This is a genomic window from Calidifontimicrobium sp. SYSU G02091 (genome assembly GCF_022631395.1).
Taxonomy (GTDB): domain Bacteria; phylum Pseudomonadota; class Gammaproteobacteria; order Burkholderiales; family Burkholderiaceae_C; genus Calidifontimicrobium; species Calidifontimicrobium sediminis.
On sequence record NZ_JALBGB010000019.1, the window covers coordinates 1 to 22,095 of the forward strand.

15 protein-coding genes are annotated in these 22,095 nt (G+C 74.1%); 10 read left to right on the forward strand and 5 right to left on the reverse strand.

Annotation, left to right across the window (positions count from 1 at the left end):
* The first annotated feature begins 235 nt into the window (after positions 1-235).
* From bchM to MOJ79_RS12265, 9 genes are all read left to right on the forward strand, one after another.
* Entirely contained in the window at positions 236-934 is a 699-nt protein-coding gene (bchM, locus tag MOJ79_RS12225) for a magnesium protoporphyrin IX methyltransferase (RefSeq protein ID WP_241924413.1), read from the forward strand.
* Positions 931-2,391, forward strand: a complete 1,461-nt coding sequence (locus MOJ79_RS12230; RefSeq protein WP_241924414.1) for a BCD family MFS transporter — start codon at positions 931-933, stop codon at positions 2,389-2,391. The genes bchM and MOJ79_RS12230 overlap by 4 nt, the downstream gene beginning before the upstream one ends.
* 35 nt (positions 2,392-2,426) lie before the next feature.
* A complete protein-coding gene (gene puhA / locus MOJ79_RS12235; protein ID WP_241924415.1) occupies positions 2,427-3,236 on the forward strand; it encodes a photosynthetic reaction center subunit H in 810 nt (269 codons plus the stop codon).
* Positions 3,237-3,270: 34 nt separating this feature from the next.
* Positions 3,271-3,933 (forward strand): photosynthetic complex putative assembly protein PuhB, encoded by a 663-nt coding sequence (puhB, locus tag MOJ79_RS12240; RefSeq protein WP_241924416.1) that lies wholly within the window; start codon positions 3,271-3,273, stop codon positions 3,931-3,933.
* Between the two features lie 16 nt (positions 3,934-3,949).
* Positions 3,950-4,405 carry a photosynthetic complex assembly protein PuhC gene (gene puhC / locus MOJ79_RS12245; protein WP_241924417.1) on the forward strand — a complete coding sequence of 152 codons (456 nt, stop codon included), beginning with the start codon at positions 3,950-3,952 and terminating at the stop codon, positions 4,403-4,405.
* 23 nt (positions 4,406-4,428) lie between these two features.
* On the forward strand, positions 4,429-5,502 hold the full coding sequence (acsF, locus tag MOJ79_RS12250) for a magnesium-protoporphyrin IX monomethyl ester (oxidative) cyclase (RefSeq protein WP_241924418.1): 1,074 nt from the start codon (positions 4,429-4,431) through the stop codon (positions 5,500-5,502).
* Positions 5,503-5,527: 25 nt separating this feature from the next.
* Positions 5,528-6,352: a putative photosynthetic complex assembly protein PuhE gene (gene puhE / locus MOJ79_RS12255; RefSeq protein ID WP_241924419.1), complete on the forward strand. Its 825-nt coding sequence runs from the start codon at positions 5,528-5,530 to the stop codon at positions 6,350-6,352.
* A 79-nt stretch (positions 6,353-6,431) separates the two neighbouring features.
* A complete protein-coding gene (locus tag MOJ79_RS12260) occupies positions 6,432-7,958 on the forward strand; it encodes a class I adenylate-forming enzyme family protein (RefSeq protein WP_241924420.1) in 1,527 nt (508 codons plus the stop codon).
* 126 nt (positions 7,959-8,084) lie between these two features.
* Entirely contained in the window at positions 8,085-10,490 is a 2,406-nt protein-coding gene (locus MOJ79_RS12265; protein WP_241924421.1) for a methyl-accepting chemotaxis protein, read from the forward strand.
* Between the two features lie 352 nt (positions 10,491-10,842).
* Here MOJ79_RS12265 and MOJ79_RS12270 read toward each other — a convergent pair whose 3' ends face one another.
* The 5 genes from MOJ79_RS12270 to aroC all read right to left on the reverse strand — a co-directional run bounded on the left by MOJ79_RS12270 (position 10,843) and on the right by aroC (position 20,174).
* Positions 10,843-13,680, reverse strand: a complete 2,838-nt coding sequence (locus MOJ79_RS12270) for an EAL domain-containing protein (protein WP_241924422.1) — start codon at positions 13,678-13,680, stop codon at positions 10,843-10,845.
* Positions 13,677-14,675, reverse strand: a complete 999-nt coding sequence (locus MOJ79_RS12275; RefSeq protein WP_241924423.1) for an ABC transporter substrate-binding protein — start codon at positions 14,673-14,675, stop codon at positions 13,677-13,679. Before MOJ79_RS12275 ends, MOJ79_RS12270 begins: the two co-directional genes overlap by 4 nt.
* A gap of 41 nt (positions 14,676-14,716) precedes the next feature.
* Positions 14,717-16,795, reverse strand: a complete 2,079-nt coding sequence (locus MOJ79_RS12280) for a sensor domain-containing diguanylate cyclase (protein ID WP_241924424.1) — start codon at positions 16,793-16,795, stop codon at positions 14,717-14,719.
* Positions 16,796-16,821: 26 nt separating this feature from the next.
* Entirely contained in the window at positions 16,822-18,846 is a 2,025-nt protein-coding gene (locus MOJ79_RS12285) for a methyl-accepting chemotaxis protein (protein WP_241924425.1), read from the reverse strand.
* Between the two features lie 224 nt (positions 18,847-19,070).
* A complete protein-coding gene (gene aroC, locus MOJ79_RS12290) occupies positions 19,071-20,174 on the reverse strand; it encodes a chorismate synthase (protein WP_241924426.1) in 1,104 nt (367 codons plus the stop codon).
* A gap of 327 nt (positions 20,175-20,501) precedes the next feature.
* On the opposite strand from aroC, the gene MOJ79_RS19040 reads away from it, so the two are divergent.
* The gene (locus MOJ79_RS19040) at positions 20,502-22,067 is read left to right on the forward strand and encodes a methyl-accepting chemotaxis protein (protein ID WP_272885384.1); all 1,566 of its coding nucleotides are present in this window, start codon (positions 20,502-20,504) and stop codon (positions 22,065-22,067) included.
* Positions 22,068-22,095: the final 28 nt, after the last annotated feature.

Consider the following 22,095-nt stretch of genomic DNA (forward strand, 5'->3'; position numbering starts at 1 on the left):
CGCGCAGCAGCGCCGCGTGACGTTCGTTCCTCTGGCTTTGAGGCCAACTCGACGGGCGTCTGCGGCGATCAATTGCCTCTCAGCCTCTGAGCGATGGACCACCCCCGCAGCGCCTTCGGCGCTCCCCCTCGAGGGGGCGCCGCCAGCGGCCCGGCAAAGCCGGATCCGCGGCGGCCGCTTGACAACGTTGCGCCTGCGGCCGGCAGGTCGCGACGATCGGCACGGAGGCGATGAATTGAACGCGCAAACGTACACGCAGCGCCGCAGCGAGATCGAGCACTACTTCGACCGCACCGCAGCCGACGCGTGGGCGCGGCTGACGTCCGACGCACCGGTGGGCCGCATCCGCGCCACCGTGCGCGCCGGGCGCGAGCGCATGCGCGCGACGCTGCTGTCGTGGCTGCCCGCAGACCTCAGCGGCCGCCGCCTGCTCGACGCCGGCTGCGGCACCGGCGCGCTGGCGGTGGACGCCGCGCGCCGCGGCGCGCACGTCGTCGCGATCGACCTGTCGCCGACGCTGGTCGACCTCGCGCGCGAGCGGCTGCCGGCCGATCTGCGCGAGCGCATCGACTTGCGCAGCGGCGACATGCTCGACCCCGCGCTCGGCGCGTTCGACCACGTCGTCGCGATGGACTCGCTGATCCACTACCGCACCGCCGACGCGGTGCGCGTGCTCGCGGCACTGGCGCAGCGCACGCGCGCGTCGATCGTGTTCACGTTCGCGCCGCGCACGCCGGCACTGGCCGCGATGCACGCGGTGGGCCAGTGGTTCCCGCGCGGCAACCGGTCGCCCGCGATCGAGCCGGTGGCCGAGGCCGAGCTGCACCAGCGCCTGCGCGACGAACCGCTGCTGGCCGGCTGGCAGGCCGCGCGCACGCTGCGCGTGGCCTGCGGCTTCTACACCTCGCAGGCGCTGGAGCTCGTGCGCCGATGAACACGCCCGCCGCGCGCCCGACCCTGACGTCGCAGCTCGCGCGCGGCTGGCGGCGCGTGAGCCCGCGCCTGCTGCCCTTCGCCGATGCGGCCAGCACCGAGCTGCCGCTGGCGCGGCTGCTGCGGCTGTCGCTGTTCCAGGTCTCGGTCGGCATGGCGCTCGTGCTGCTCAACGGCACGCTCAACCGCGTGATGATCGTCGAGCTCGGCGTGCCGGCGTGGCTGGTGTCGCTGATGGTCGCGCTGCCGCTGGTGTTCGCGCCGCTGCGCGCGCTGATCGGCCACCGCAGCGACCACCACCGCTCGCTGCTCGGCTGGAAGCGCGTGCCCTACCTCTGGTTCGGCACGCTGCTGATGTTCGGCGGCTTCGCGATCATGCCGTTCGCGCTGCTCGTGCTGTCGGGCGACACGCACGGGCCGATCGTGTACGGGCAGCTCGGTGCGGCGCTGGCGTTCCTGCTGGTGGGCGCCGGGCTGCACACGACGCAAACCGCCGGGCTGGCGCTGGCCACCGACCTCGCGCCCGAGGCGACGCGCCCGCGCGTCGTCGCGCTGATGTACGTGATGTTGCTCGCCGGCATGGTCGTCGCGAGCCTCGGTTTCGGCGCGCTGCTGGCCGACTTCCGCCAGGTCAGGCTGATCCAGATCATCCAGGGCGTCGCGCTCGCGACGATGGTGCTGAACCTCGTCGCGCTGTGGAAGCAGGAGCCGCGCTGCCCGCGCGAGACCGCCCCCGAGCGGGCCCGGCCGACGTTTCGCGCCAGCTGGCGGCAGTTCACCGCCGGCGGCCGCGCGAGCCGGCTGCTCGTCGCGCTCGGCCTGGGCACCGCCGCATTCAGCATGCAGGACATCCTGCTCGAACCCTACGGCGGGCAGGTGCTGCACCTGGGCGTCGGCGCCACGACGTCGCTGACGGCGCTGCTGGCCGGCGGCTCGCTCGCCGCGTTCACGCTCGCCGCGCGCTGGCTCAAGCACGGCTCGGATCCGTGCCGCCTCGCCGCCGGCGGCGCGCTGGCCGGCATCGCCGCCTTCGCGGCCGTGATCTTCGCGGACCCGCTCGGCTCGGTGGCGCTGTTTCGCGTCGGCGTGGCCTTCATCGGCTTCGGCGGCGGGCTGTTCGCGGTGACCACGCTGGTCGCCGCGATGGACCTCGCGCAAGGCGGCGCGCGCAACGGCATCGCGCTCGGCGCCTGGGGCGCCGTGCAGGCCACGGCGTCGGGGCTGGCGATCGCGGCCGGCGGCGCGCTGCGCGACAGCGTCTCGGCGCTGGCCAGCCGCGGCGCGCTCGGCCCGGCGCTCGAGTCGCCGACCGTCGGCTACAGCTTCGTCTACCACCTCGAGATCGCGCTGCTGTTCGCCACGCTGGCGGCGATCGGCCCGCTGGTGCGGCTGCGCCGCGAGGTGCCGTCCACATCCACGTCCCCCGCGCGGTTCGGGCTCGCCGAGTTTCCCGGCTGACCCGCGGCACGCACTTTCGACAGGAGGCCAACACCATGGGAACCGGCGCTCTGACAGGCTACATCGACGTCGCGCAGATCGTGCTCTACGTCTTCTGGGCGTTCTTCGCGGCGCTCATCTTCTACCTGCACCGCGAGAACAAGCGCGAGGGCTACCCGCTCGAGAACGAGCGCTCGAAGCACGTGAAGGTGCAGGGTTTCCCGCCGATCCCGGCGCCCAAGACCTTCCTGCTGCGCGACGGCTCGACGTTCCAGGCCCCGAGCTACCACAAGCCCGAGCCCGCGTACTCGGCGCGCCCGGCGGCCCACTGGCTCGGCGCGCCGATCGAGCCGGTGGGCGACCCGATGAAGGCCGGCGTCGGCCCCGGCGCGTACGCGATGCGCGCCGACGTGCCCGACCTGACGCTCGACGGGCAGCCGAAGATCGTGCCGCTGCGCAACGACCCGGACCACGACGTCGCGCACGGCGACCCCGACCCGCGCGGCGCGCCCGTCGTCGCCTACGACGGCAAGGTCGCGGGCACCGTCGTCGACCTGTGGGTCGACCGCTCGGAAGCCGTGTTCCGCTACCTCGAGGTCGAGCTGCCCGGCGGCAAGCGCGTGCTGCTGCCGATGAACTTCACGCGCATCAACGCGCCCGGCAGCCTGAGCGACTTCCTGTTCGGCCGCATGAAGGACCGCACCGTCAAGGTGCGGGTGCGCTCGCTGCTCGCCCACCAGTTCGCCGGCGTGCCGACGACCAAGCACCCCGACCTCGTGACGCTGCTCGAGGAAGAAAAGATCATGGCCTATTACGGCGCCGGCACGCTGTACGCGACGCCGCAGCGCCAGGAGCCGCTGCTGTGACGCCCGCGGCGGCCCGCGCCGCCTGGAGACCCCGATGAGCGGCATGGAACACGACTTCGAACCGGTGCGCGGCCTGCCCGAAGCCCTGCCCGCCGGCGAGCACATCGTCTGGCAGGGCGCGCCACGCTGGCAGCGGCTGGCCATCGACGCCTTGCACGTGCGCAAGGTCGCCGTCTACTTCGCGCTGCTGCTCGCCTGGCGCGTCGCCGACGGGCTCGCCGCCGGCGGCGGCGCCGGTGCGGCGCTCGCGGCGGCGGCGTGGACGCTGCCGCTGGCCGCGGTCGCGATCGGCCTGCTGCTGCTCATCGGCTGGCTGATGGCGCGCACCACCGTCTACACGCTGACCAACCGCCGCATCGTGATGCGCGTGGGCGTCGTGCTCGGCATCGCGTTCAACCTGCCGCTGGCGCGTATCGCCAGCGCCGCGCTGCGCCGCCACCGCGACGGCAGCGGCGACATCATGCTCGCGCTGTCGGGCCCCGACCGCATCGCCTATCTGCACCTGTGGCCGCACGCGCGGCCGTGGTTCGTGCGCCAGCCGCAGCCGATGCTGCGCGCGCTGGCCGACGTCGATCGCGTCGCCCGGCTGGTGGCCGACGCGCTGGCGGCCTCGGCCGGCCAGCCGCGGCCGGCGCTGGCCGAGATGCCGGTGGCCGGGCGGCCGGTACCGGCCGCTGGCAAGATCGTCACCGCCTGACGCGAAGGAGGCCCCCATGGGTTCGCCGAGCCACGCCCACCCGCCGTTCCCCACCGCGATCCTGCGCGCGACCGGCGCGATGATCGTCGGCGTCGTGCTCATCGTCGCGTTCGTGCGGGTCACCGGCATCGGCGCGGCGACGATGCCCCCCGCCGCCGCCGTCGAGCAGCGCGAGCTGCGCTTCGCCGACCGCGACGACGGCGGCATCGACGTCTACGACGCGCGCGACGGCCGCCTCGTGCGCCACATCGAGCCGGGCACCCAGGGCTTCCTGCGCGGCACGATGCGCGGGCTCGCACGCGAGCGCAAACGCCAGGATGTCGGCGCCGACCTGCCGTTTCGGCTGACCGCCCACGCCGACGGGCGCATGACGCTCGAGGACCCGGGCACCGGGCGCAGCGTCGACCTCGGCTCGTTCGGCCCCACCAACGCCGCCGCCTTCGCGCAGCTGATGACGCGCGACAGGCCCTGACGCCCACGACGACGGAGACCGCCATGACCACCACCACCGCCCCCGTGCCCAAGGGTGTCTCGGCCGAGGCCACCGCGCGCGCGCGCGCCGACTCGATCATCGCGCCGCACTTCTACACGACCGACTTCGCCGCCTTCGACCGCCTCGACGTCGGCCCCGTGCGCGCCGAGTGGGACGCGATGATGGCCGAGTACGAAGGCGACAACAACCACGACCACTTCCAGCGCGACGCGGCGTTCCGCGACGAGATCCGCGAGCTGCCGCCCGAGCTCGACCGCGAGTTCAAGGACTTCCTGATCAGCTCGATCACCTCCGAGTTCAGCGGCTGCGTGCTCTACAACGAGATCAAGAAGCACGTCACGAACCCCGACGTCAGGCAGCTGATGGAGTACATGGCGCGCGACGAGTCGCGCCACGCCGGCTTCATCAACCAGTCGCTGAAGGACTACGGCATGGGCGTGGACCTCGGCGACATCAAGCGCACCAAGAAGTACACCTTCTTCAAGCCGAAGTACATCTTCTACGCGACGTACCTGTCCGAGAAGATCGGCTACGCGCGCTACATCACGATCTACCGCCAGCTCGAGCGCCACCCCGAGCGGCGCTTCCACCCGATCTTTCGCTGGTTCGAGCGCTGGTGCAACGACGAATTCCGCCACGGCGAGAGCTTCGCGCTGATCATGCGCGCCCACCCGCACCTGCTGCGCGGCGGCAACCTGCTGTGGATCCGCTTCTTCCTGCTCGCCGTGTTCGCGACGATGTACGTGCGCGACCACATGCGCCCGCAACTGCACGAGGCGATGGGGCTCGCGTCGACCGAGTACGACTACACGGTGTTTCGCATCACGACCGAGATCAGCAAGCAGGTGTTCCCGATCTCGCTCGACATCGACCACCCGGCGTTCCGCGCCGGCATGCAGCGGCTGTTCGCCTGCATGTCGAAGGCCACCGACGCGAAGGCGCGCGGCGGCGTCGTCGGCCAGCTGCAGCGCGCGTGGTGGAGCGCGGGCGCGGTGCTGACCTTCGCGCGGCTGTACCTGCTGCCGGTGAAGTCGCACGCGCTGCCGCAGCAGGTGCGCCTGCAGCCGGCGTGGTGAGCCCACCGTCCCCCGGAGCGCGCCGATGACGCTGTACCTCGGCCCGGTGCTGTTCACGCTGTTCGTGTGGTGGTTCAGCACCGGCGTCATCCTCTACCTCGACGGGCTGCCGCGACGCACGTTCAAGGTCACGCTGGCCGTCGCGACCGCGCTGCTGCTGCTCGCACTGCTCGGCCTGTACGCGACGCGCGACGACACCCGCATCACCGGCGCCTACCTCGCGTTCACCTGCGGCGTCGTCGTGTGGGCCTGGCAGGAGATCGCGTTCCTGCTCGGCGTTGTCACCGGTTCGCGGCGCGAGCCGCTGCCGCTCGGCGCACAGGGCTGGCCGCGCCTGCGCTACGCGGTGCAGGCCGTGCTGCACCACGAACTGGCGCTGGTCGTGCTGTTCGCGGCGGTGCTGGCCGCCACGTGGGGTGGCGAGAACCTGGTCGGCCTGTGGACCTACGTGATCCTGTGGGTCATGCGCCAGAGCGCCAAGCTCAACATCTTCCTCGGCGTGCGCAACCTCAACGAGGGCTTCCTGCCGCCGCACCTGGCGTACCTGCAGACCTACTTCCGCCGCGCGCCGGGCAACTCGCTGTTCCCGCTGTCGGTGCTCGCCTCGACGGTCGTCGCCGCGCTGCTGTGGCAGGCCGCGTTCGCCGACGGCATCGCCGATGCCACGGCTGCCGGGCTGGTCTTCGCCGCGACGCTGCTGTCGCTCGCCGTGCTCGAGCACTGGTTCCTCGTGCTGCCGCTGCCGTCCGAGCGGCTGTGGGACTGGAGCCTGCGCTCGCGACGCGCGCCGCGCGTCGACGCGCCGCCGGCGGTGGCCGTCGCGCCGGTCGCCTCGCCGCCGCGGCACTGACGGCCGTCCGCCGCGGCCGCGTGCCGCAACGCCGGCTACGATACGGCGCGTCCGACCCGCCCCTGTCCGCCGACTTGCGATGAACCCCGCCCTGTGGCTCGAGCGCAGCGCCCGGCTGCACGCCGCGCGCCCGGCGCTGGGCTGCGGGCTGGCGGCCACGCACAGCTATCGCGACTTCGCCGACGCCGCAGCGCGCACCGCGGGCTGGCTGCGCGCCGCCGGTCTCGCGCCAGGCGACCGTGTCGGGCTGTACCTGCGCAATGCGCCCGAGTACCTGCTCGCGCTGTGGGGCACGTGGTGGGCGGGCGGCGTCGTCGTGCCGATCAACGAGCGCCTGCACGGCCGCGAAGCAGGCTGGATCCTGCAGCACAGCGGCGCGAGGCGGGTCTTCGTCGACGCCGGGCATGCGCAGGCGCTCGCCGGCTTCGTGCCCGACGGCTGCGCGATGCACGACGTCGCCGCCGAGCCGGCGCCGTGGCGCCACGGCCCCGCGCTGCCGGTACCCGTCGAGCGCGCGGCAGGCGACGCCGCGTGGCTGTTCTACACCTCGGGCACCACCGGCCGGCCGAAGGGCGTGACGCTGACGCCGCGCAACCTGCGCGAGTGCGCGATGGCGTACCTCGCCACCGTGCAGCCGCTGCAGCCGGGCGACGCCTGCCTGCACCCGGCGCCGCTGAGTCACGGCAGCGGCATGTACCACCTGCCCTATGTGATCGCGGGCGGCGTCAACGTCGTGCCGGCCAGCGGCGGCTTCGACGCCGCCGAGGTGTTCGCGCTGGCCACACACTGGCGCCGCGCGTCGTTCTTCGCCGCGCCGACGCTCGTCAACCGGCTCGCGGCGCACGCGCGCGAGCACGGTGCCGACACCTCGGGACTGGCCACCGTCGTCTACGGCGGCGCGCCGATGTACCTCGCCGATCTCGTCGCCGCGCGCGAGGTGCTGGGGCCCCATCTGGCGCAGATCTATGGCCAGGGCGAGAGTCCGATGACGATCACCGTGCTGCCCAGGCACGTCCTCGAGGACCGCGCGCACCCGCGCTGGGCCGAGCGAGCCGCGTCGGTCGGCGTCGCACAGCCCAACGTCGAGCTGTCGATCCGCGACGCCGACGGCCGCGAGCTGCCCACCGGCACGCCGGGCGAGGTGTGCGTGCGCGGCGACGTCGTGATGGCCGGCTACTGGCGCGACCCCGACGCCACCGCGGCGGCGATCCGCGACGGGTGGCTCTACACCGGCGACATCGGCCGCCTCGACGACGAGGGCTTCCTGACGCTGCTCGACCGCAGCAAGGACCTCGTGATCAGTGGTGGTCACAACGTCTACCCGCGCGAGGTCGAGGAGGCGCTGCTGCTGCACCCGGCCGTGGCCGAGGTCGCCGTCGTCGGCCGCCCCGACCCCGAATGGGGCGAGTCGCTGGTGGCGTACGTCGTGCCGCGCGGCGTGCCGCCCGACGACCTCGCGGCACGGCTCGACGCGCACTGCCTCGAGCACATCGCGCGCTACAAGCGGCCCAAGGTGTACCGCGTCGTCGACGCGCTGCCGAAGAACCACTACGGCAAGGTGCTGAAGACCGAGCTGCGCGCGCGCGAAGCGCAGTCACGCGGCTGAGGCGCGGCTGCGCCGCGCGCCCCCGCCTCAAGTCGCGGGCGGCTGCTCCGATAACGCAACGTGCCGCCCGTGCCGGCCTTGCCGGCGCTCGTGCCGACGCCATCCCCACACAGGAAGGAGACCCCGATGCCCTCGCCCCTGTCCCTCGTCCTGGCGCCCGGCATGGCGCTGATGCGACGACTGCGCCTGCCCGCCAAGATCACGCTGACCGGGATGATGCTGTTCGCCCCGCTGCTCGTGCTGCTGGCACTGGCGCTGTCGGCGGTGCACGGCGAGCTCGCCTACACGCGCCAGGAGACCGAGGGCGCGCGGCTGGTCGGCGCGCTGCTCGACGTCGCGACGCCGCTGCAGGCGCATCGCGGACTCACGAACCGCGTGCTGTCGGGCGACACCGCGGCCACCGTCGCGCGCGACGCGACGCGGCAGGCGCTGCGCATAGCGCTGGGCGCCGTCGACGAGCGCGTGCGCGCGCTGACGGCGTTTCGCATCGACGACGCGTGGCCCCCGACGCGCGACGCGATCGCGGCGCTGGCCGAGGGCCGGCACGACGCGCAGCGCACGCGCGCGTTCGCGCAGCACAGCGAGCAGGTCGAGGCGCTGCGCCAGCTGCTGCAGCTCGTCGCCGAACGCTCGGGGCTGCTGTTCGACCCCGAGCCCGCGTCGTACTACCTGATGTCGATCGCCGTCGATCAGCTGCTGCCGTGGACCGAGGCGCTCGGCATGCTGCGCGGCCAGGGCGCGGCGCTGCTCGCGCGCGGCGACGCCAGCGCGCACGAGCGCGCGCAGATGCTCGCGCGCGCCGAGGCGATGCAGCGCCAGCTCGGCGAGCTCGAGGCCCGCATCGCCGCACTGCAGCGCGCCGGCGTCGCGCCGCCGGCAGCGTTCGCCGACGCCGCGGCCGCGGCGCGCGCCTACGCGCAGCGCGTGCAGGCCGTGTTCGAAGGCGACGCGGCGCTGACCGACGAACCGGCGCCGTTCTTCGACCAGGGTACGGCGGCGATCGCGCAGGCCGTGGCCGTCAAGGGCCAGGTGCTGCAGGCGCTCGACGACGCGTTCGCGCAGCGCAGCGACGCGCTGCAGTGGCGCGCCGCGTTGCAGACGGCGGCCACGCTGGCCGGGTTGGCGCTGCTCGGTTACTTCGGGCTGTGCTTCTACCTCAGCTTCACCGGCGCGCTGAAGGCGCTCACGCGCGGCGTGCAGGCGGTGGCCGACGGCAACCTCGCACACCGCTTCGCGATCCGCGGACGCGACGAGCTGGCCGACATCGGCGCCGTCGTCGAGCGCATGGCCGACCGCCTGTCGGCGATGGTGGCCGAGATCCGCAGCAGCGCGGTGCGCGTGTCGGGCACCGGCGAGCAGCTCGCGCACGACAGCGCGGCGCTCGCGCAGCGCACCGAGGAGCAGGCGGCCAGCCTGCGCCAGTTCGTGACCACCGTCGAGGAGCTCAGCGCCGCGGTGGCGAGCAACGCCGAGCAGGCGCAGCAGCTCGACCAGATCACCGGCGACCTGCACCAGCGCGCCGAGGCCGGCGGCGCCGCGATGCGCGACACCGTCGACTCGCTCGGCGCGCTCGAGGCCGGCTCCAAGCGCGTCGGCGAGATCATCGGTGTCATCGACGGCATCGCGTTCCAGACGAACATCCTCGCGCTCAACGCCGCCGTCGAGGCCGCGCGCGCCGGCGACGCCGGCCGCGGCTTCGCGGTCGTGGCCAGCGAGGTGCGCGCGCTCGCGCAGCGCAGCGCCAACGCAGCCGCCGAGATCCGCACGCTGATCGCGCAGTCGGGCGAGCAAGTCGGCGCCACCGTCGAGCGCGTGCAGGGCATGAGCGGCTCGCTGCAGCAGATGGTCGACGGCGTGCGCGACGTCTCGGCGCGGCTGCGCCACATCGCGCAGGCCAGCGCCGAACAGAGCCGCGGCCTCGAGGAGATGGCGCGCAGCGTCGGCAACCTCGACGAGATCACGCGCCGCAACGCCGCGCTGGTCGAGGAGTCGACCTCGTCGTCGCAGGAGCTCGTCGAGCGCGCGGCCAAGCTGGCGCAGGCGGTGTCGTCGATCCGGCTGCGCCAGGGCAGCGCCGACGAGGCACGGGCGCTGGTCGAGCGCGCGCTCGCGCTGATCCACGCGCGCGGCCGCGCCGCGGCGGCGCCGGTGCTGCACAGCGCCGACGAGGGCTTCGTCGACCGCGACCTGTACGTGTTCCTGCTCGACCGCCAGGGCCGCTACGTGCTGCACGGTGCCAAGCCGGCGATGGAAGGCCGGCGCGTGCACGAGGTGCCCGGCATCGACGGCGACCGCTTCGTGCGCGACGCCTGGGCCGCCGCCGACGCCGGCGGCGGCTGGGTCGAGTACGACATCGTCAACCCGGCCACCGGCCAGGTGCAGCCCAAGGCCTCGTTCGTGCGCCCGCTCGAGCGCGACGTGCTCGTCGGCTGCGGCGTGTACCGCCAGCAGGCGGCTGACGCCGCGGCACCGGCCCCGGCGGCCCCACCGCCCGCAGCCACGCGCACCGCACCCCGGCTGGCCACGGCCTGAACCTGCACCGGCGTCCGGGCGCGCCGGCCGCGCGGCTGGCGCCCTGCGCGAGCCCGATGCGGCCCTGCCGGGCGCGGGGCGGGCGACGTCCCGGCGCGCTCACGTCACGACCGCGCGCAGCGCCGTGGGCGACGTCGCGCCCGCCTGCCACGACCGCATCGGCCGCGACACACGATCCGCCGACCCGCTGGTGGCCCTCCTCGCGACACCCGCCGGACTTGGGCCCCCGTCTCGCCACGCTGGGGATGCGGCCCGCGCTGCGGGACCGGCGGCCGATGCCGCCCGCCACGTGCGCCGCTGCGCCGGGCGCTGTGCCACACGAGGAAGGCGACGCGACGGCCGCCTCGCCGACTCACGCGAGGGCGACGTCGGCGAGCCGGTGTGGCGCGAGCCGCGCGCGCCAGAACGCCTCGAAGTCGGGCGCAGCCAGTGCCGGTGCGACGAGGAAGCCCTGGAAGCTGTCGCAGCCGCGCTCGCGCAGGAACGCGAGCTGCGCCTCGGTCTCGACGCCCTCGGCGAGCACCTGCAATCCGAGCGCGTGGCCCATCGCGATCACGCTCGACGCGATCTCGACGTCGTCGCCGTCGTCGGGCAGCCCGGTGACGAACGAGCGGTCGATCTTCAGCCGGTGCACCGGGAAGCGCTTGAGCTGCGCGAGCGACGAGTAGCCGGTGCCGAAGTCGTCGATCGCCAGCCGCACGCCGGCCGCATCGAGCCGCGCGAGCGCCTGCGCCGTCGCGTCGCCGGCCATCAGCACGCTCTCGGTGATCTCGAGCTCGAGGCACGCCGCGGGCACACCGCTGGCCTCGAGCTCGGCGACCACGCGCGCGGCGAAGTCGCCGCAGCGCAGCTGGCGCGCGCTGACGTTGACGGCCAGCGTGATCGGCGGCCAGCCGGCGTCGGCCCAGCGGCGCGCCTGCCGGCACGCGGCACGCAGCACCCAAGCGCCGATCTCGTCGATCAGCCCGCTCGCCTCGGCCACGCCGATGAAGCGCCCCGGCAGGATCAGGCCCTCGTCGGGGTCGCGCCAGCGCAGCAGCGCCTCGGCGCCGACGACACGGCCGCTGGCGACGTCGATCTGCGGCTGCCAGTGCAGCTCGAGGCGCTCTTCGGCCAGCGCGCGCTTCAGGCGCGCCTCGGTGCGCAGCTTGTCGCGCACCGCGGCGGTCAGCTCGTCGCTGTAGAAGCGCACGACGCCGCGGCCGTCGCCCTTGGCGCGGTACAGCGCGGCGTCGGCGTGCGCCATCAGCGTCGACGCGTCGGTGCCGTGCGCCGGAGACATCGCGATGCCGATGCTGCATGCCACCGCGATCTCCTCGCCGTCGACGCCGCGCCACGGCTGCGCGAGCGCGGCCTGCAGGCTCGCGGCCAGCCGCGCCGCGGCGTCGGGCTCGGCGACGTCGTTCATCACGAGCGCGAACTCGTCGCCGCCCAGCCGCGCGAGCGTGTCGCTGCGGCGCAGCCGCTGGCGCAGGCAGGTCGCGACGTGCTGCAGCAGGCGGTCGCCGGCGGCGTGGCCCCAGCTGTCGTTGACGTCCTTGAAGTGGTCGAGGTCGAGCAGCAGCAGCGCGACTTGCGTGCCGTGCCGCTCGGCGGCGGCCAGCGCCTGGTCGAGGCGGATGTTCAGCAGCAGCCGGTTGGGCAGCTGGGTCAGCACGTCGTGGTGCGCGAGGAAGTCGAGCCGCTCCTCGGTCTGCTTGAGCTGCGAGATGTCGCTGCACACGCCGACGTAGTGCGTCACCTTCGCACCGGCGTCGCGCACCGCGCTGATCGACACCAGTTGCGGCAGCCGCCGCCCGTCGCGCGTGCGGGCGACGATCTCGCCCTGCCAGTGGCCTACGCGCGCGACGTCGCGCCAGATCGTCTCGAACAAGGACGCATCGTGCCCGTCCGCAACGAGCAGGTGCGGCGTGCGGCCGACGAGTTCGTCGGGCGCGTGGCCGAGCGTGCGCGCCAGGGCCGGGTTGACGGCGACGATGCGCTGCTGCGCGTCGGTGATCAGCACGCCCTCGCGCGTGTGCTCGAACACGGCCTGCGCCAGGCGCAGCCGCTCCTCGGCCTGCAGGCGCGCGTGCAGGTCCGACAGCACGCCCGAGAAGCGCACCACCCGCTGCTGCGCGTCGCGCTGCACGCCGCCGCGGCCGAGGAACCAGCGGTACTCGCCGTCGAAGCAGCGCAGCCGGTAGCTCGCGGCGAACGGCACGCCGTCGGCGATCGAGCGGCGCACCGCCGCGAGCGCGGCCTCGCGGTCTTCGGGGTGCAGCCGCTCGCGGAACACGAACGCGTCGCGAAAGCCCGGCCCCGGATGGCGCAGCAGCCTGGCGAAGCCGTCGCTGTACTCGACGCGGTCGCTGACCAGGTCCCACACCCAGCCGCCGTCGCCGCTGGCCTCCAGCGCCAGGCGCAGGCGCTGCTCGCTCGCCTCGCGCTCGGTGTTCGAGTCGGCGAGTGCGCGCAGCATCGCATCGAAGGCCTCGCCGAGGCGCCGCACCTCGGCCGCACCCGACGGCACGACGCGTGCCACCGCGACGCCGGCGCGCACCGCGTCGGCGGCCTGCGTCAGCGCACCCAGCGGCTGCACGACGCGGCGGTGCAGCCACACGCCCAGCAGGGCGAGCAGCAGCGCGGTCGCGGCCACGTCGGGCACGCGCGCGCGCAGCACCTGCGCCGTCAGCGCCTCGCGCTGCGGTCGCGCATCGAGCGTGAGCCACACCAGCGCCGGCGCGCGCCCGCGCAGCGAGTCGTCGCCGCCCGCGAGCTCGACGCGCTGCGCGAGCACGAGGCGACCGCCGTCGCGCCACGCGAGCTGCGCATCGTCGCCGCGCAGCGCGCGCTCGGCGAGCCCGGCATCCCAGCCGTCGAGCGTTGCGGCCGCGGGCATCCCCACCCAGGCGCGGTACTGGCCGTGCAGCACGTGGCCGTCTGGCGCGACGACGGCCAGCGCCCGCAGCTCGTGGGCGGTGGTCGTGTGCGCGAAGTCTTGCACGAAGCGCGGGTCGGCGACGCTGGCGCCCGTGGCCATGCGCACGAGGTGAACGACCTGCGCGCGCGCCTCGCGCTCGAGCTGCCGTGTCAGCTCGGCGTGGCGGGCCGACAGCGCGTTGCCCATGCTCAGTGCGATCGCGAGCACCCACAGCACGGCCAGCACGAGCGGCACGTGCCAGCGCAGCGACGACGGGCGCGCCGTCATGCGCTCGCCCCTGCGTCCGGCGGCAGGTAGGCGTCGTCGCCGAGCGCGTTCAGCGGCGCCGGCCGCTCGAGCAGCCGGCCGTCGAGCATGACGGCCTGCAGATCGGCGGCGGCGCGCGCGAGGCGCACCCGCAGCCACTCGCGCTGCGCCGCCAGCGGCACCAGGGTCAGCCCGGTGAACAGCGCGTCGACCTCGGCGTCGGCGATGCCCAGGCGCGCGGCCAGCGCCGGGCGCACCGCAGCGGCATCACGCTGCCACGCATGCTGCGCCGCGAAGTGCGCGGCCAGCCACGCGCGCAGGCCCGACGCGTGCGGCTCGCGCGCGTCGGCGCGCACGGCCAGCACGTCGACGATCGCACCGGGCATGCGCGCGCTGTCGAACAGCACGCGCGCGCCCTGCGCCAGCAGCGCGCGTGCCGCCGCACCGTAGGTCACGACGGCGTCGACCTCGCCGCCGGCCAGCGCGGCGCGGTGGTGCTGCATCGGCATGTCGACCGGCGTGATCTCGTCGGGGCGCAGACCCGCGGCCTGCAGCGCGCCCTGGAGCAGCAAGGCGCCCACCGCCCCGCGCTCGAGCCCGATGCGCCGGCCGCGCAGCGCCGCGAGCGACGCGACCCGGGGGCCGCCGAGCAGCATGTCGGCACCCTGCGACTCGTCGCACACGGCCACGGCGACCAGGTCGAGGCCGCGGCTGCGCGCGTCCAGCATCTCGTCGAGCGTCAGGCCGGCGGCCTCGACGGTGCCGGCGTGCAGCGCGGTCAGGCAGTCGGTCGACGACGGCATCTCGACCAGACGCACGGCCCCGGCATCGAGCCGCCCGGCGACGCGCTCGACCTCCGCGAACAGGTACGGTGCCCAGTCGACGCCGGCCACCCGCAGCGGCGGCGCGCCGTCGCGCGCGCAGCCCGCCAGCGGTGCAACCACCGCCAGCGCCGCGCAGGCGCGCAGCCAGCGGCGGCGGTCCAGCGTGACGGCATCGCGGGCGGGCGGGAGCATCGGATCGGTCCGTCGGTGCGGGCGCGCGGGGCAGACGCGGCTCAACCCTCGTTGTGCACCAGGCGCAGCGCGGCGCTGCGTTCGCGCACCGCGCCACGTCCGCTGCGCTTGGCCACGTAGCAGGCGTCGTCGGCGTCGGCGAGCCACTGCGCCGGATCGGCGTGGACATCGCTCAGCTCGGCGACGCCGAGGCTCGCGCCGACGCCGAGCGTGCGCCCCTGCCACGGCAGCGCGATGTCACGGATCGCCTTGCGCACCTTCTCGGCGACGACGACAGCCTGCGCCTGCGTGCAGCGCGGCAGCAGCACCGCGAACTCGTCGCCGCCGAGCCGTGCGACGACGTCGCTCGTGCGCACCGCGCCGCCGATGGCCTGCGCGACGGCGACGAGCATGGCGTCGCCGGCGGCGTGGCCGGCGGTGTCGTTGATCGGCTTGAAGTGGTCGAGGTCGATCATCACGACCGACGCCGGACGCTGCGTGGCCGGGGCCGCGAACACGCGGGCCATCGCGGCCTCGAAGCCCTTGCGGTTGGCCACGCCGGTCAGCGCGTCGTGCAGCGCCGCGCGCTCGAGCTGCTCGCGCGCCTGCACCTGGTCGCTGATGTCGTTGAGGCTCCAGATCGTGCCGGCGCCCGGGTCGGCCGCGTCGACCGGCCGTCCGCGCAGGCGGGCCCAGAACACCTGCCCGTCGGCGCGCAGCATCTGCCACTCGCCGACGTAGGGCTCGCCGCGCGCGAACGCGGCCGCCACCTGCGGCCCGAGCGCGAGGTAGTCCTCGTTCGACGCGAAGATCAGCTGCGTCGGCTGGCCGACGAGGTCGCGCTCGCTGCGCCCGAGCAGGTGGCACAGCTGCGCACTGACGAGCTCGAAGCGGCCGTGGCGCGTGAAGCACAGCCCCACCGGTGCGGCCGCCATCACCGAGCGCAGCTTGGCGAGCACCTCGGTGTTGAACGCCTCCATCTGCGAGCGCTCGGCCCACACGTGGCGCAGCGTGCGCGCCAGCCGCCCGATCTCGCCGTCGGCCACCGGCCAGTCGTCGTCGGCGCCGGCGTGGCCATCTGCGTGCAGCAGCCGCTGCGCACGCCGCTCGAGCTGCCGCAGCGGGCGCAGCTGCCACGCGAGGAAGCCCACCAGCAGCGCGGCCAGGGCCGCGGCGATGCCGGCGGAGCGGCGCAGCGCCGTCGCCGCCGCGTCGGCCAGCGGCGCGAGCTGCTGCGCGCGCGGCGCGGCGCGCCAGACGTGCCAGCCGGCCACGCCCTCGCCGCCCATCGCGACGACTTCGCCGGCCTGCTGCCAGTGGCCGGCGTCGCGCTGCAGCGGCCGCGCCTCGGCCTCCCACTGCAGGTACGCCGACGCCAGCCGCGGCTCGTCGGCCAGCGAGCGCAGCACCATCGCGCGCTGCGGGTGCGCGAGGATCGTGCCGTGGTCGTCGGTGATGACGACGATGGTGCCGTCGTCGTCGCTGCGCACCTCGGCGAGGTCGGCGAGCAGGTCGCGGCTGGCCAGCCGCAGCACGCCCAGCAGCACCGCATGCACCTCGCCATCGGCGAGCAGCGGCTGCGCGAACACGACCACCGGCTCACCGGCCACGCGCCCGGGCAGCGGGTCCGAGACCTGCGCCCGGCGCTCGGCCAGCGCGCGGCGGAAGTGCGGGCGGTCGGCGATCGACACCTGCGGCCGGCTCACACCGTTGTCGTCGACCGAGATCAGCAGCCGGCCATCGCGACCGGCGACGTTGACGTAGTGGAACGCCGACAGCAGCACCGGCTGGCCGACGAGGAAAGCCTCGAGCCGCGCCGGGTCGGCGACCAGCGCCGGTGGCATCTGCGCGGCCACCAGCGCGAGCGTGCGCTGCAGCTCGGCCAGCCGCCGCCCGATCACGGCGGCGGTGCGCTGCGCCTCGCGCTGCTCGCGCGCCTGCGCCTGCGCGAGCAGCTCGTCGGCCGCGAGCCGCTGCATCTGCCACGCCGACCACGCCATGCCCGCCAGCAGTGCGACGAGCACGCCGGCAGCCAGCCGCAGCTTCAGCGTGCCCAGCCACTGCTGCGGGTGCCACGCCGCCAGCCGCTCGTGCCAGCGCGAGCGCGCCGGCGCGTCGTCGGTGAACAGGTCGGCGTCCACGGCGCGTGGCGGGCGCGGGCGGGGCGTCAGAGGCCGCGCTTGGCGCGCAGGATCGCCGTCACGGTGCGGTTCGACGCCTCGGCGAAGCGCGAGCCGCTGCCCAGCAGCCGCTCGGCAGCGTCGTAGGCGCCGCGGTTGATCGTCGCGGCGACTTCGCCGGCCGCGCGATGGAACTCGGCGTGCTCGTCGAGCAGTGACGTGAACGCCGGGCGCGTGCCCCAGCGCGCGCCGCCGGGGCCGTGCAGCCACTGGCCGAGCGGGCAGCGGTCGTCGCGGCAGATCGTGTCGGCGTCGAGCCGCTCGCGGTTCGCGATCGCGCTGCGCAGCTTGACCTTCCACGCGCGGTGCGCCTCGATGGCCTTGTCGAAGTCGAAGTCGGCGACGTCGGCCGGCGCCGCTGCGGGCGCCGGCGCGGCGCCCGCGGGCAGGCGGAAGCGCGCGACGCGCTGCGCCAGCTGCACCGCCTGCTCGCGCAGCGCCTGCGCGGCGGCGGCCGTCTGCTCGACGAGGGCGGCGTTGGCCTGCGTCGTCTGGTCGAGCTCGTTGGCGGCAGCGCCGACCTGCTCGACGCCGAGCGCCTGCTCGCGCGCGGCGGTGGCGATCTCGTCGATCAGCCCGCCGACGCGCTGCGCGCTCTCGACGACGCGCTCGATCGCCTCGCGCGCCTGGCCGACCACCGCGGTGCCGGCCTGCACCTGCTCGACGCTGGTCGTGATCAGCGCCTTGATCTCGCGCGCCGCCGCGCCCGAGCGCTGTGCGAGCGCGCGCACCTCGCTGGCCACGACCGCGAAGCCGCGGCCGGCGTCGCCGGCGCGCGCGGCCTCGACGGCGGCGTTGAGCGCGAGGATGTTGGTCTGGAACGCGATGCCGTCGATCACGCCGATGATCTCGCCGATGCGCTTGGACGACTCGCCGATGCCGTCCATCGTCTGCACGACCTGCGCCATCGTGCGGCCGCCCTCGGCGGCGGCGGCGGCGTTGTCGCGCGCGATCGCCACCGCGGCGTTGGCATTGTCGGCCGTGCTCTTGACGGTGCCCGAGATCTCTTCCATCGACGCGACCGTCTCCTCGAGGTTGGCCGCCGTCTTCTCGGTGCGCGCCGACAGGTCCATCGCGCCGCTGGCGATCTCGCTGCTCGAGTGCAGGATCTGGTCGCTGCCGGTGCGCACGTCGGTGACGATGGTGCGCAGCGCGTCCTGCATCTCGCGCAGCGCGACCATCAGCTGCGCGGCTTCGTCGCGGCCCCACGGGTCGGGGCGCGTCGTCAGGTCGCCTTCGGTCATCGCGCGCAGGTGGCGCTTGGTTTCCTTCAGGCCCCCTTCCATCACCAGGTAGAAGCTGTAGAAGAGGTAGCCGCCGAGCAGCAGCGCGACGACGATCACGGCGCCTACCGCCCACGCACGGGCCGCGAAATCCGAGACGACGTCGTCGACGTAGACGCCGGAGCCGACGATCCAGCCCCAGGGCTCGAATCCCATCACGTACGAGACCTTGTCCACCGGCTGCTGACTGCCCGGCTTCGGCCACTGGTAGGCGACGAAACCGGCCTGGTCGCGTCGCACCGTCTCGACGAAGGCCTTGAACAGCGCCAGGCCGTTGGGGTCCTTGAAGTCGGCGAGGTCGCGGCCGTCGAGCTCGGGCTTGACCGGGTGCATGACCATGCGTGGGGTCATGTCGTTGATCCAGAAGTAGTCGCCGTCGCCGTAGCGCAGCTGCGCGATCGCCTCGCGCGCCAGCGCCTGCGCCTGCTCGCGGCTCATGCGGCCGGCCTGCTCCTGGCCGTGCGCCCAGACGAGCACGCCGTGCGCGATCTGCACGTGCTCGCGCACGGCGTCGGCGTGGGCCTGGAAGTCGGCGCGGAAGCCGGCACGCATCTGCAGTCCGAGGACCAGCAGCAGCGGCAGCACCAGCACGGCGGTGACGATCAGCGCCTTGGCGCGAAACCCCAGCTGGCGAAATAGCTTGACGCCGGGGGCCCATACCCCGTGGTGCGCGAAGAAGCCGGCGGCGTCGGGGCCGCTGCCTGCGTCGGTGTCGGAAGGAGAAGCCACCGGCGTCGCGGTGCCGGGGCGAAGTACGGCTGCCATTGTCACTACCACCTTTCCAGCGTGCCTCGCGGCACTTGTTGTTGTCGCAGGGCCGCGCGCGCCGTCGCCAGCGCGCGTGCGGCTTCGGCGCAACTTCGGCACAGGATCGCGCCGGCTTGAGGGGAGGAAAGGTGCGAAAAGACGGGCAGCGCCGGCCCATCCCGGCGCTTCGGCGGCCGGGAGCCGGTTCAGGCGGGGGCGCGGCCTGCGATCGGCGGCAGCGGCAGCCGCACGTCGGCGCACTGCGCGCGGTGGCGCAGCGCGTGGTCCATCACGACCAGTGCGAGCATCGCCTCGGCGATCGGCGTGGCGCGGATGCCGACGCAGGGGTCGTGGCGGCCGGTCGTCTCGACCGTGGTCGGGTGGCCGTCGCGGTCGATCGACGCCTTGGGCAGGCGGATCGAGCTGGTGGGCTTGATCGCGATGCGCACGACGAGGTCCTGCCCTGTGCTGATGCCGCCGAGCACGCCGCCGGCGTGGTTGCTGCGAAAGCCTTCGGGGCTCAGCTCGTCGCCGTGCTCGCTGCCGCGCTGCGCGACGACGCCGAAGCCGTCGCCGATCTCGACGCCCTTGACGGCGTTGATGCCCATCATCGCGTGGGCGATGTCGGCGTCGAGCTTGTCGAACAGCGGCTCGCCGAGACCCACCGGCACGTTCGCGGCGCGCACCTCGATGCGTGCGCCGCACGAGTCGCCGGCCTTGCGCAGCGCGTCCATGTACGCCTCGAGCCGGGGCACGATGGCCGCGTTGGGCGCGAAAAACGGGTTGTGGGCGATGTGCTCGGCGCTGTCGAACGGGATCTCGATCTCGCCGAGCGCGCTCATCCAGCCGGTGAACGTCGTGCCGTAGGCCTCGCGCAGCCACTTCTTGGCCACCGCACCGGCGGCGACCATCGGCGCCGTCAGCCGCGCCGAGCTGCGCCCGCCACCGCGCGGGTCGCGCAGGCCGTACTTGCGCCAGTAGGTGTAGTCGGCGTGGCCGGGGCGGAACGTGTCGAGCAGGTTGCCGTAGTCCTTGCTGCGCGGGTCGGTGTTGCGGATCAGCAGGCAGATCGGCGTGCCGGTGGTGCGGCCTTCGTAGACGCCCGACAGGATCTCGACACGGTCGGCCTCCTGGCGCTGCGTCACGTGGCGGCTGGTGCCGGGGCGGCGGCGGTCGAGGTCGGGCTGGATGTCGGCCTCGGCGAGTGCCATCCCCGGCGGGCAGCCGTCGATCACGCAGCCGATCGCCGGGCCGTGGCTCTCGCCGAAGTTGGTGACGCGAAACAGCTCGCCGAACGTGGAGCCTGACATGCCGAAGCGCCGCCCCTGCGGCGTGGTGGGGGAACCGGCGGGATTGTGCCTCGCAGCGACCGGCGGCCTGGCCCGTGCGGAATGGAACGGGACGATCGGCGCGCTGTTTGGTGCATCGGCGGCGACGGTGCCGGCTCAAGATCGGCGCGCCGACGTCGATATCGGTATCGGGCGCTGGCACCGACCCGATGACGCTGCTTCCAGCCTGCGGCGTCATGGCCCGCATCGGCCTGCTTCCTCTCACAAGCACCCGTCGGCCACTGTCCTGAGCACCGGGCGGCTGCGCGCCGCCGCAGTCGATCCGTCCGTCCCACTTCGAAACCCGCCATGCAACTCCTCGACAACCTGTCGCTGCGCAACAAGCTGCTCCTCGCCCCTGCCGTGTGCCTCGTGCTGCTGGTGCTCAGCGCCGCCGGCGAGATGTGGGGCTTCGCGCAGCAGCGCGCCGCCCTCGACTCGATCCACGCGCAGCGGCTGCCGAGCTACACCTTCGTCGCCGCGCTCGAATCGGGCATTCGCGACCTCAACGGCCTGATCAACCGCTCGATCGGCTACTCGTCGATGGGATTCAACGCCAAGGAGATCGACGCCATCGACCAGGCGCTCGCCGAGACCTCGGCGCGGCTGTCGAAGGCGCTCGCCGACCGTGCCGCGGCGGTGACCTCGGACGACGAGCGCGAAGTCGTCAAGGCGCTGGCCGCCGGCTTCGCGAAGTACGACCAGGCGATCAAAGACACGCTGGACATGAAGTCCACCGGCGCCGCGATGGCGGCCACGTTCCTGACCACCGCGCAGGGCGAGTACGACCGCCTGCTCAAGCAGATCAGCGAAGTGACGGCCACGCGCATGGCCGCGATCGACGCCGACGTCGCCAGCGCGCGCGCCTCGGCGGCGACGGCGCAGACGACGATCGCCGTCGCGGCGCTGGTCGCACTCGGTGCCGGCATCGGCCTGAGCGTGCTGCTCGCGCGCGGTCTGCTCAGGCGCATGCACGCGGCGTCGGCGGCGGTCGCGCGGCTGGCCGACGGCGACCTGACGCAGCCGCTGCAGGCGCACGGCCGTGACGAGGTCGGCCGCCTCGTGCACGACGTCGAGTCGGTGCGCCAGCGCCTGGCGCAGGCGATCCACGCGGTGCAGCAGGCGTCGGACTCGGTCAAGGTCGCCGCCGGCGAGATCGCCTCGGGCAACGCCGACCTGAGCGCGCGCACCGAGACGCAGGCCAGCAGCCTGCAGCAGACGGCGTCGTCGATGGAGCAGCTCACCGCCACCGTCAAGACCAACGCCGACACCGCCCGCGCCGCGTCGCAGCTGGCCACCGCGGCGCGCGACGTGGCCACGCGCGGTGGCGACGTCGTCGGCCAGGTCGTCGCGACGATGGACGAGATCAGCGCCAGCAGCCGGCGCATCGCCGACATCATCGGCACGATCGACGGCATCGCGTTCCAGACCAACATCCTCGCGCTCAATGCCGCCGTCGAGGCGGCGCGCGCCGGCGAACAAGGGCGCGGCTTCGCGGTCGTCGCCGGTGAGGTGCGCAGCCTCGCGCAGCGCAGCGCGCAGGCGGCCAAGGAGATCAAGAGCCTGATCGGCGCCAGCGTCGAGAAGGTCGATACCGGCGCCAAGCTGGTCGGCGACGCCGGGGCGACGATGCAAGACATCGTGCAGCAGGTCAAGCGCGTCAGCGACCTGATCGCCGAGATCAGCGCCGCGTCGGCCGAGCAGACCTCGGGCATCGGCCAGATCGGCGACGCCGTCCACCAGCTCGACCAGGCGACGCAGCAGAACGCCGCGCTCGTCGAGCAGTCGGCCGCCGCGGCCGAGAGCCTGCGCCAGCAGGCCGAGCAGCTCGTCGCCGCGGTCAGCGTGTTCCGCGTCGCGCACACGCGCGCCTGAGACGCACGCCGCCCGCGCTCACCCCGCC

Coding starts and splice junctions, on each gene's coding strand:
- MOJ79_RS12230 (WP_241924414.1), top strand. CDS start 931: ATGAACACGCCCGCCGCGCGCCCGACCCTGACGTCGCAGCTCGCGCGC.
- puhA (WP_241924415.1), top strand. CDS start 2,427: ATGGGAACCGGCGCTCTGACAGGCTACATCGACGTCGCGCAGATCGTG.
- puhB (WP_241924416.1), top strand. CDS start 3,271: ATGAGCGGCATGGAACACGACTTCGAACCGGTGCGCGGCCTGCCCGAA.
- puhC (WP_241924417.1), top strand. CDS start 3,950: ATGGGTTCGCCGAGCCACGCCCACCCGCCGTTCCCCACCGCGATCCTG.
- acsF (WP_241924418.1), top strand. CDS start 4,429: ATGACCACCACCACCGCCCCCGTGCCCAAGGGTGTCTCGGCCGAGGCC.
- puhE (WP_241924419.1), top strand. CDS start 5,528: ATGACGCTGTACCTCGGCCCGGTGCTGTTCACGCTGTTCGTGTGGTGG.
- MOJ79_RS12260 (WP_241924420.1), top strand. CDS start 6,432: ATGAACCCCGCCCTGTGGCTCGAGCGCAGCGCCCGGCTGCACGCCGCG.
- MOJ79_RS12265 (WP_241924421.1), top strand. CDS start 8,085: ATGCCCTCGCCCCTGTCCCTCGTCCTGGCGCCCGGCATGGCGCTGATG.
- MOJ79_RS12270 (WP_241924422.1), bottom strand. CDS start 13,680: ATGACGGCGCGCCCGTCGTCGCTGCGCTGGCACGTGCCGCTCGTGCTG.
- MOJ79_RS12275 (WP_241924423.1), bottom strand. CDS start 14,675: ATGCTCCCGCCCGCCCGCGATGCCGTCACGCTGGACCGCCGCCGCTGG.
- aroC (WP_241924426.1), bottom strand. CDS start 20,174: ATGTCAGGCTCCACGTTCGGCGAGCTGTTTCGCGTCACCAACTTCGGC.
- MOJ79_RS19040 (WP_272885384.1), top strand. CDS start 20,502: ATGCAACTCCTCGACAACCTGTCGCTGCGCAACAAGCTGCTCCTCGCC.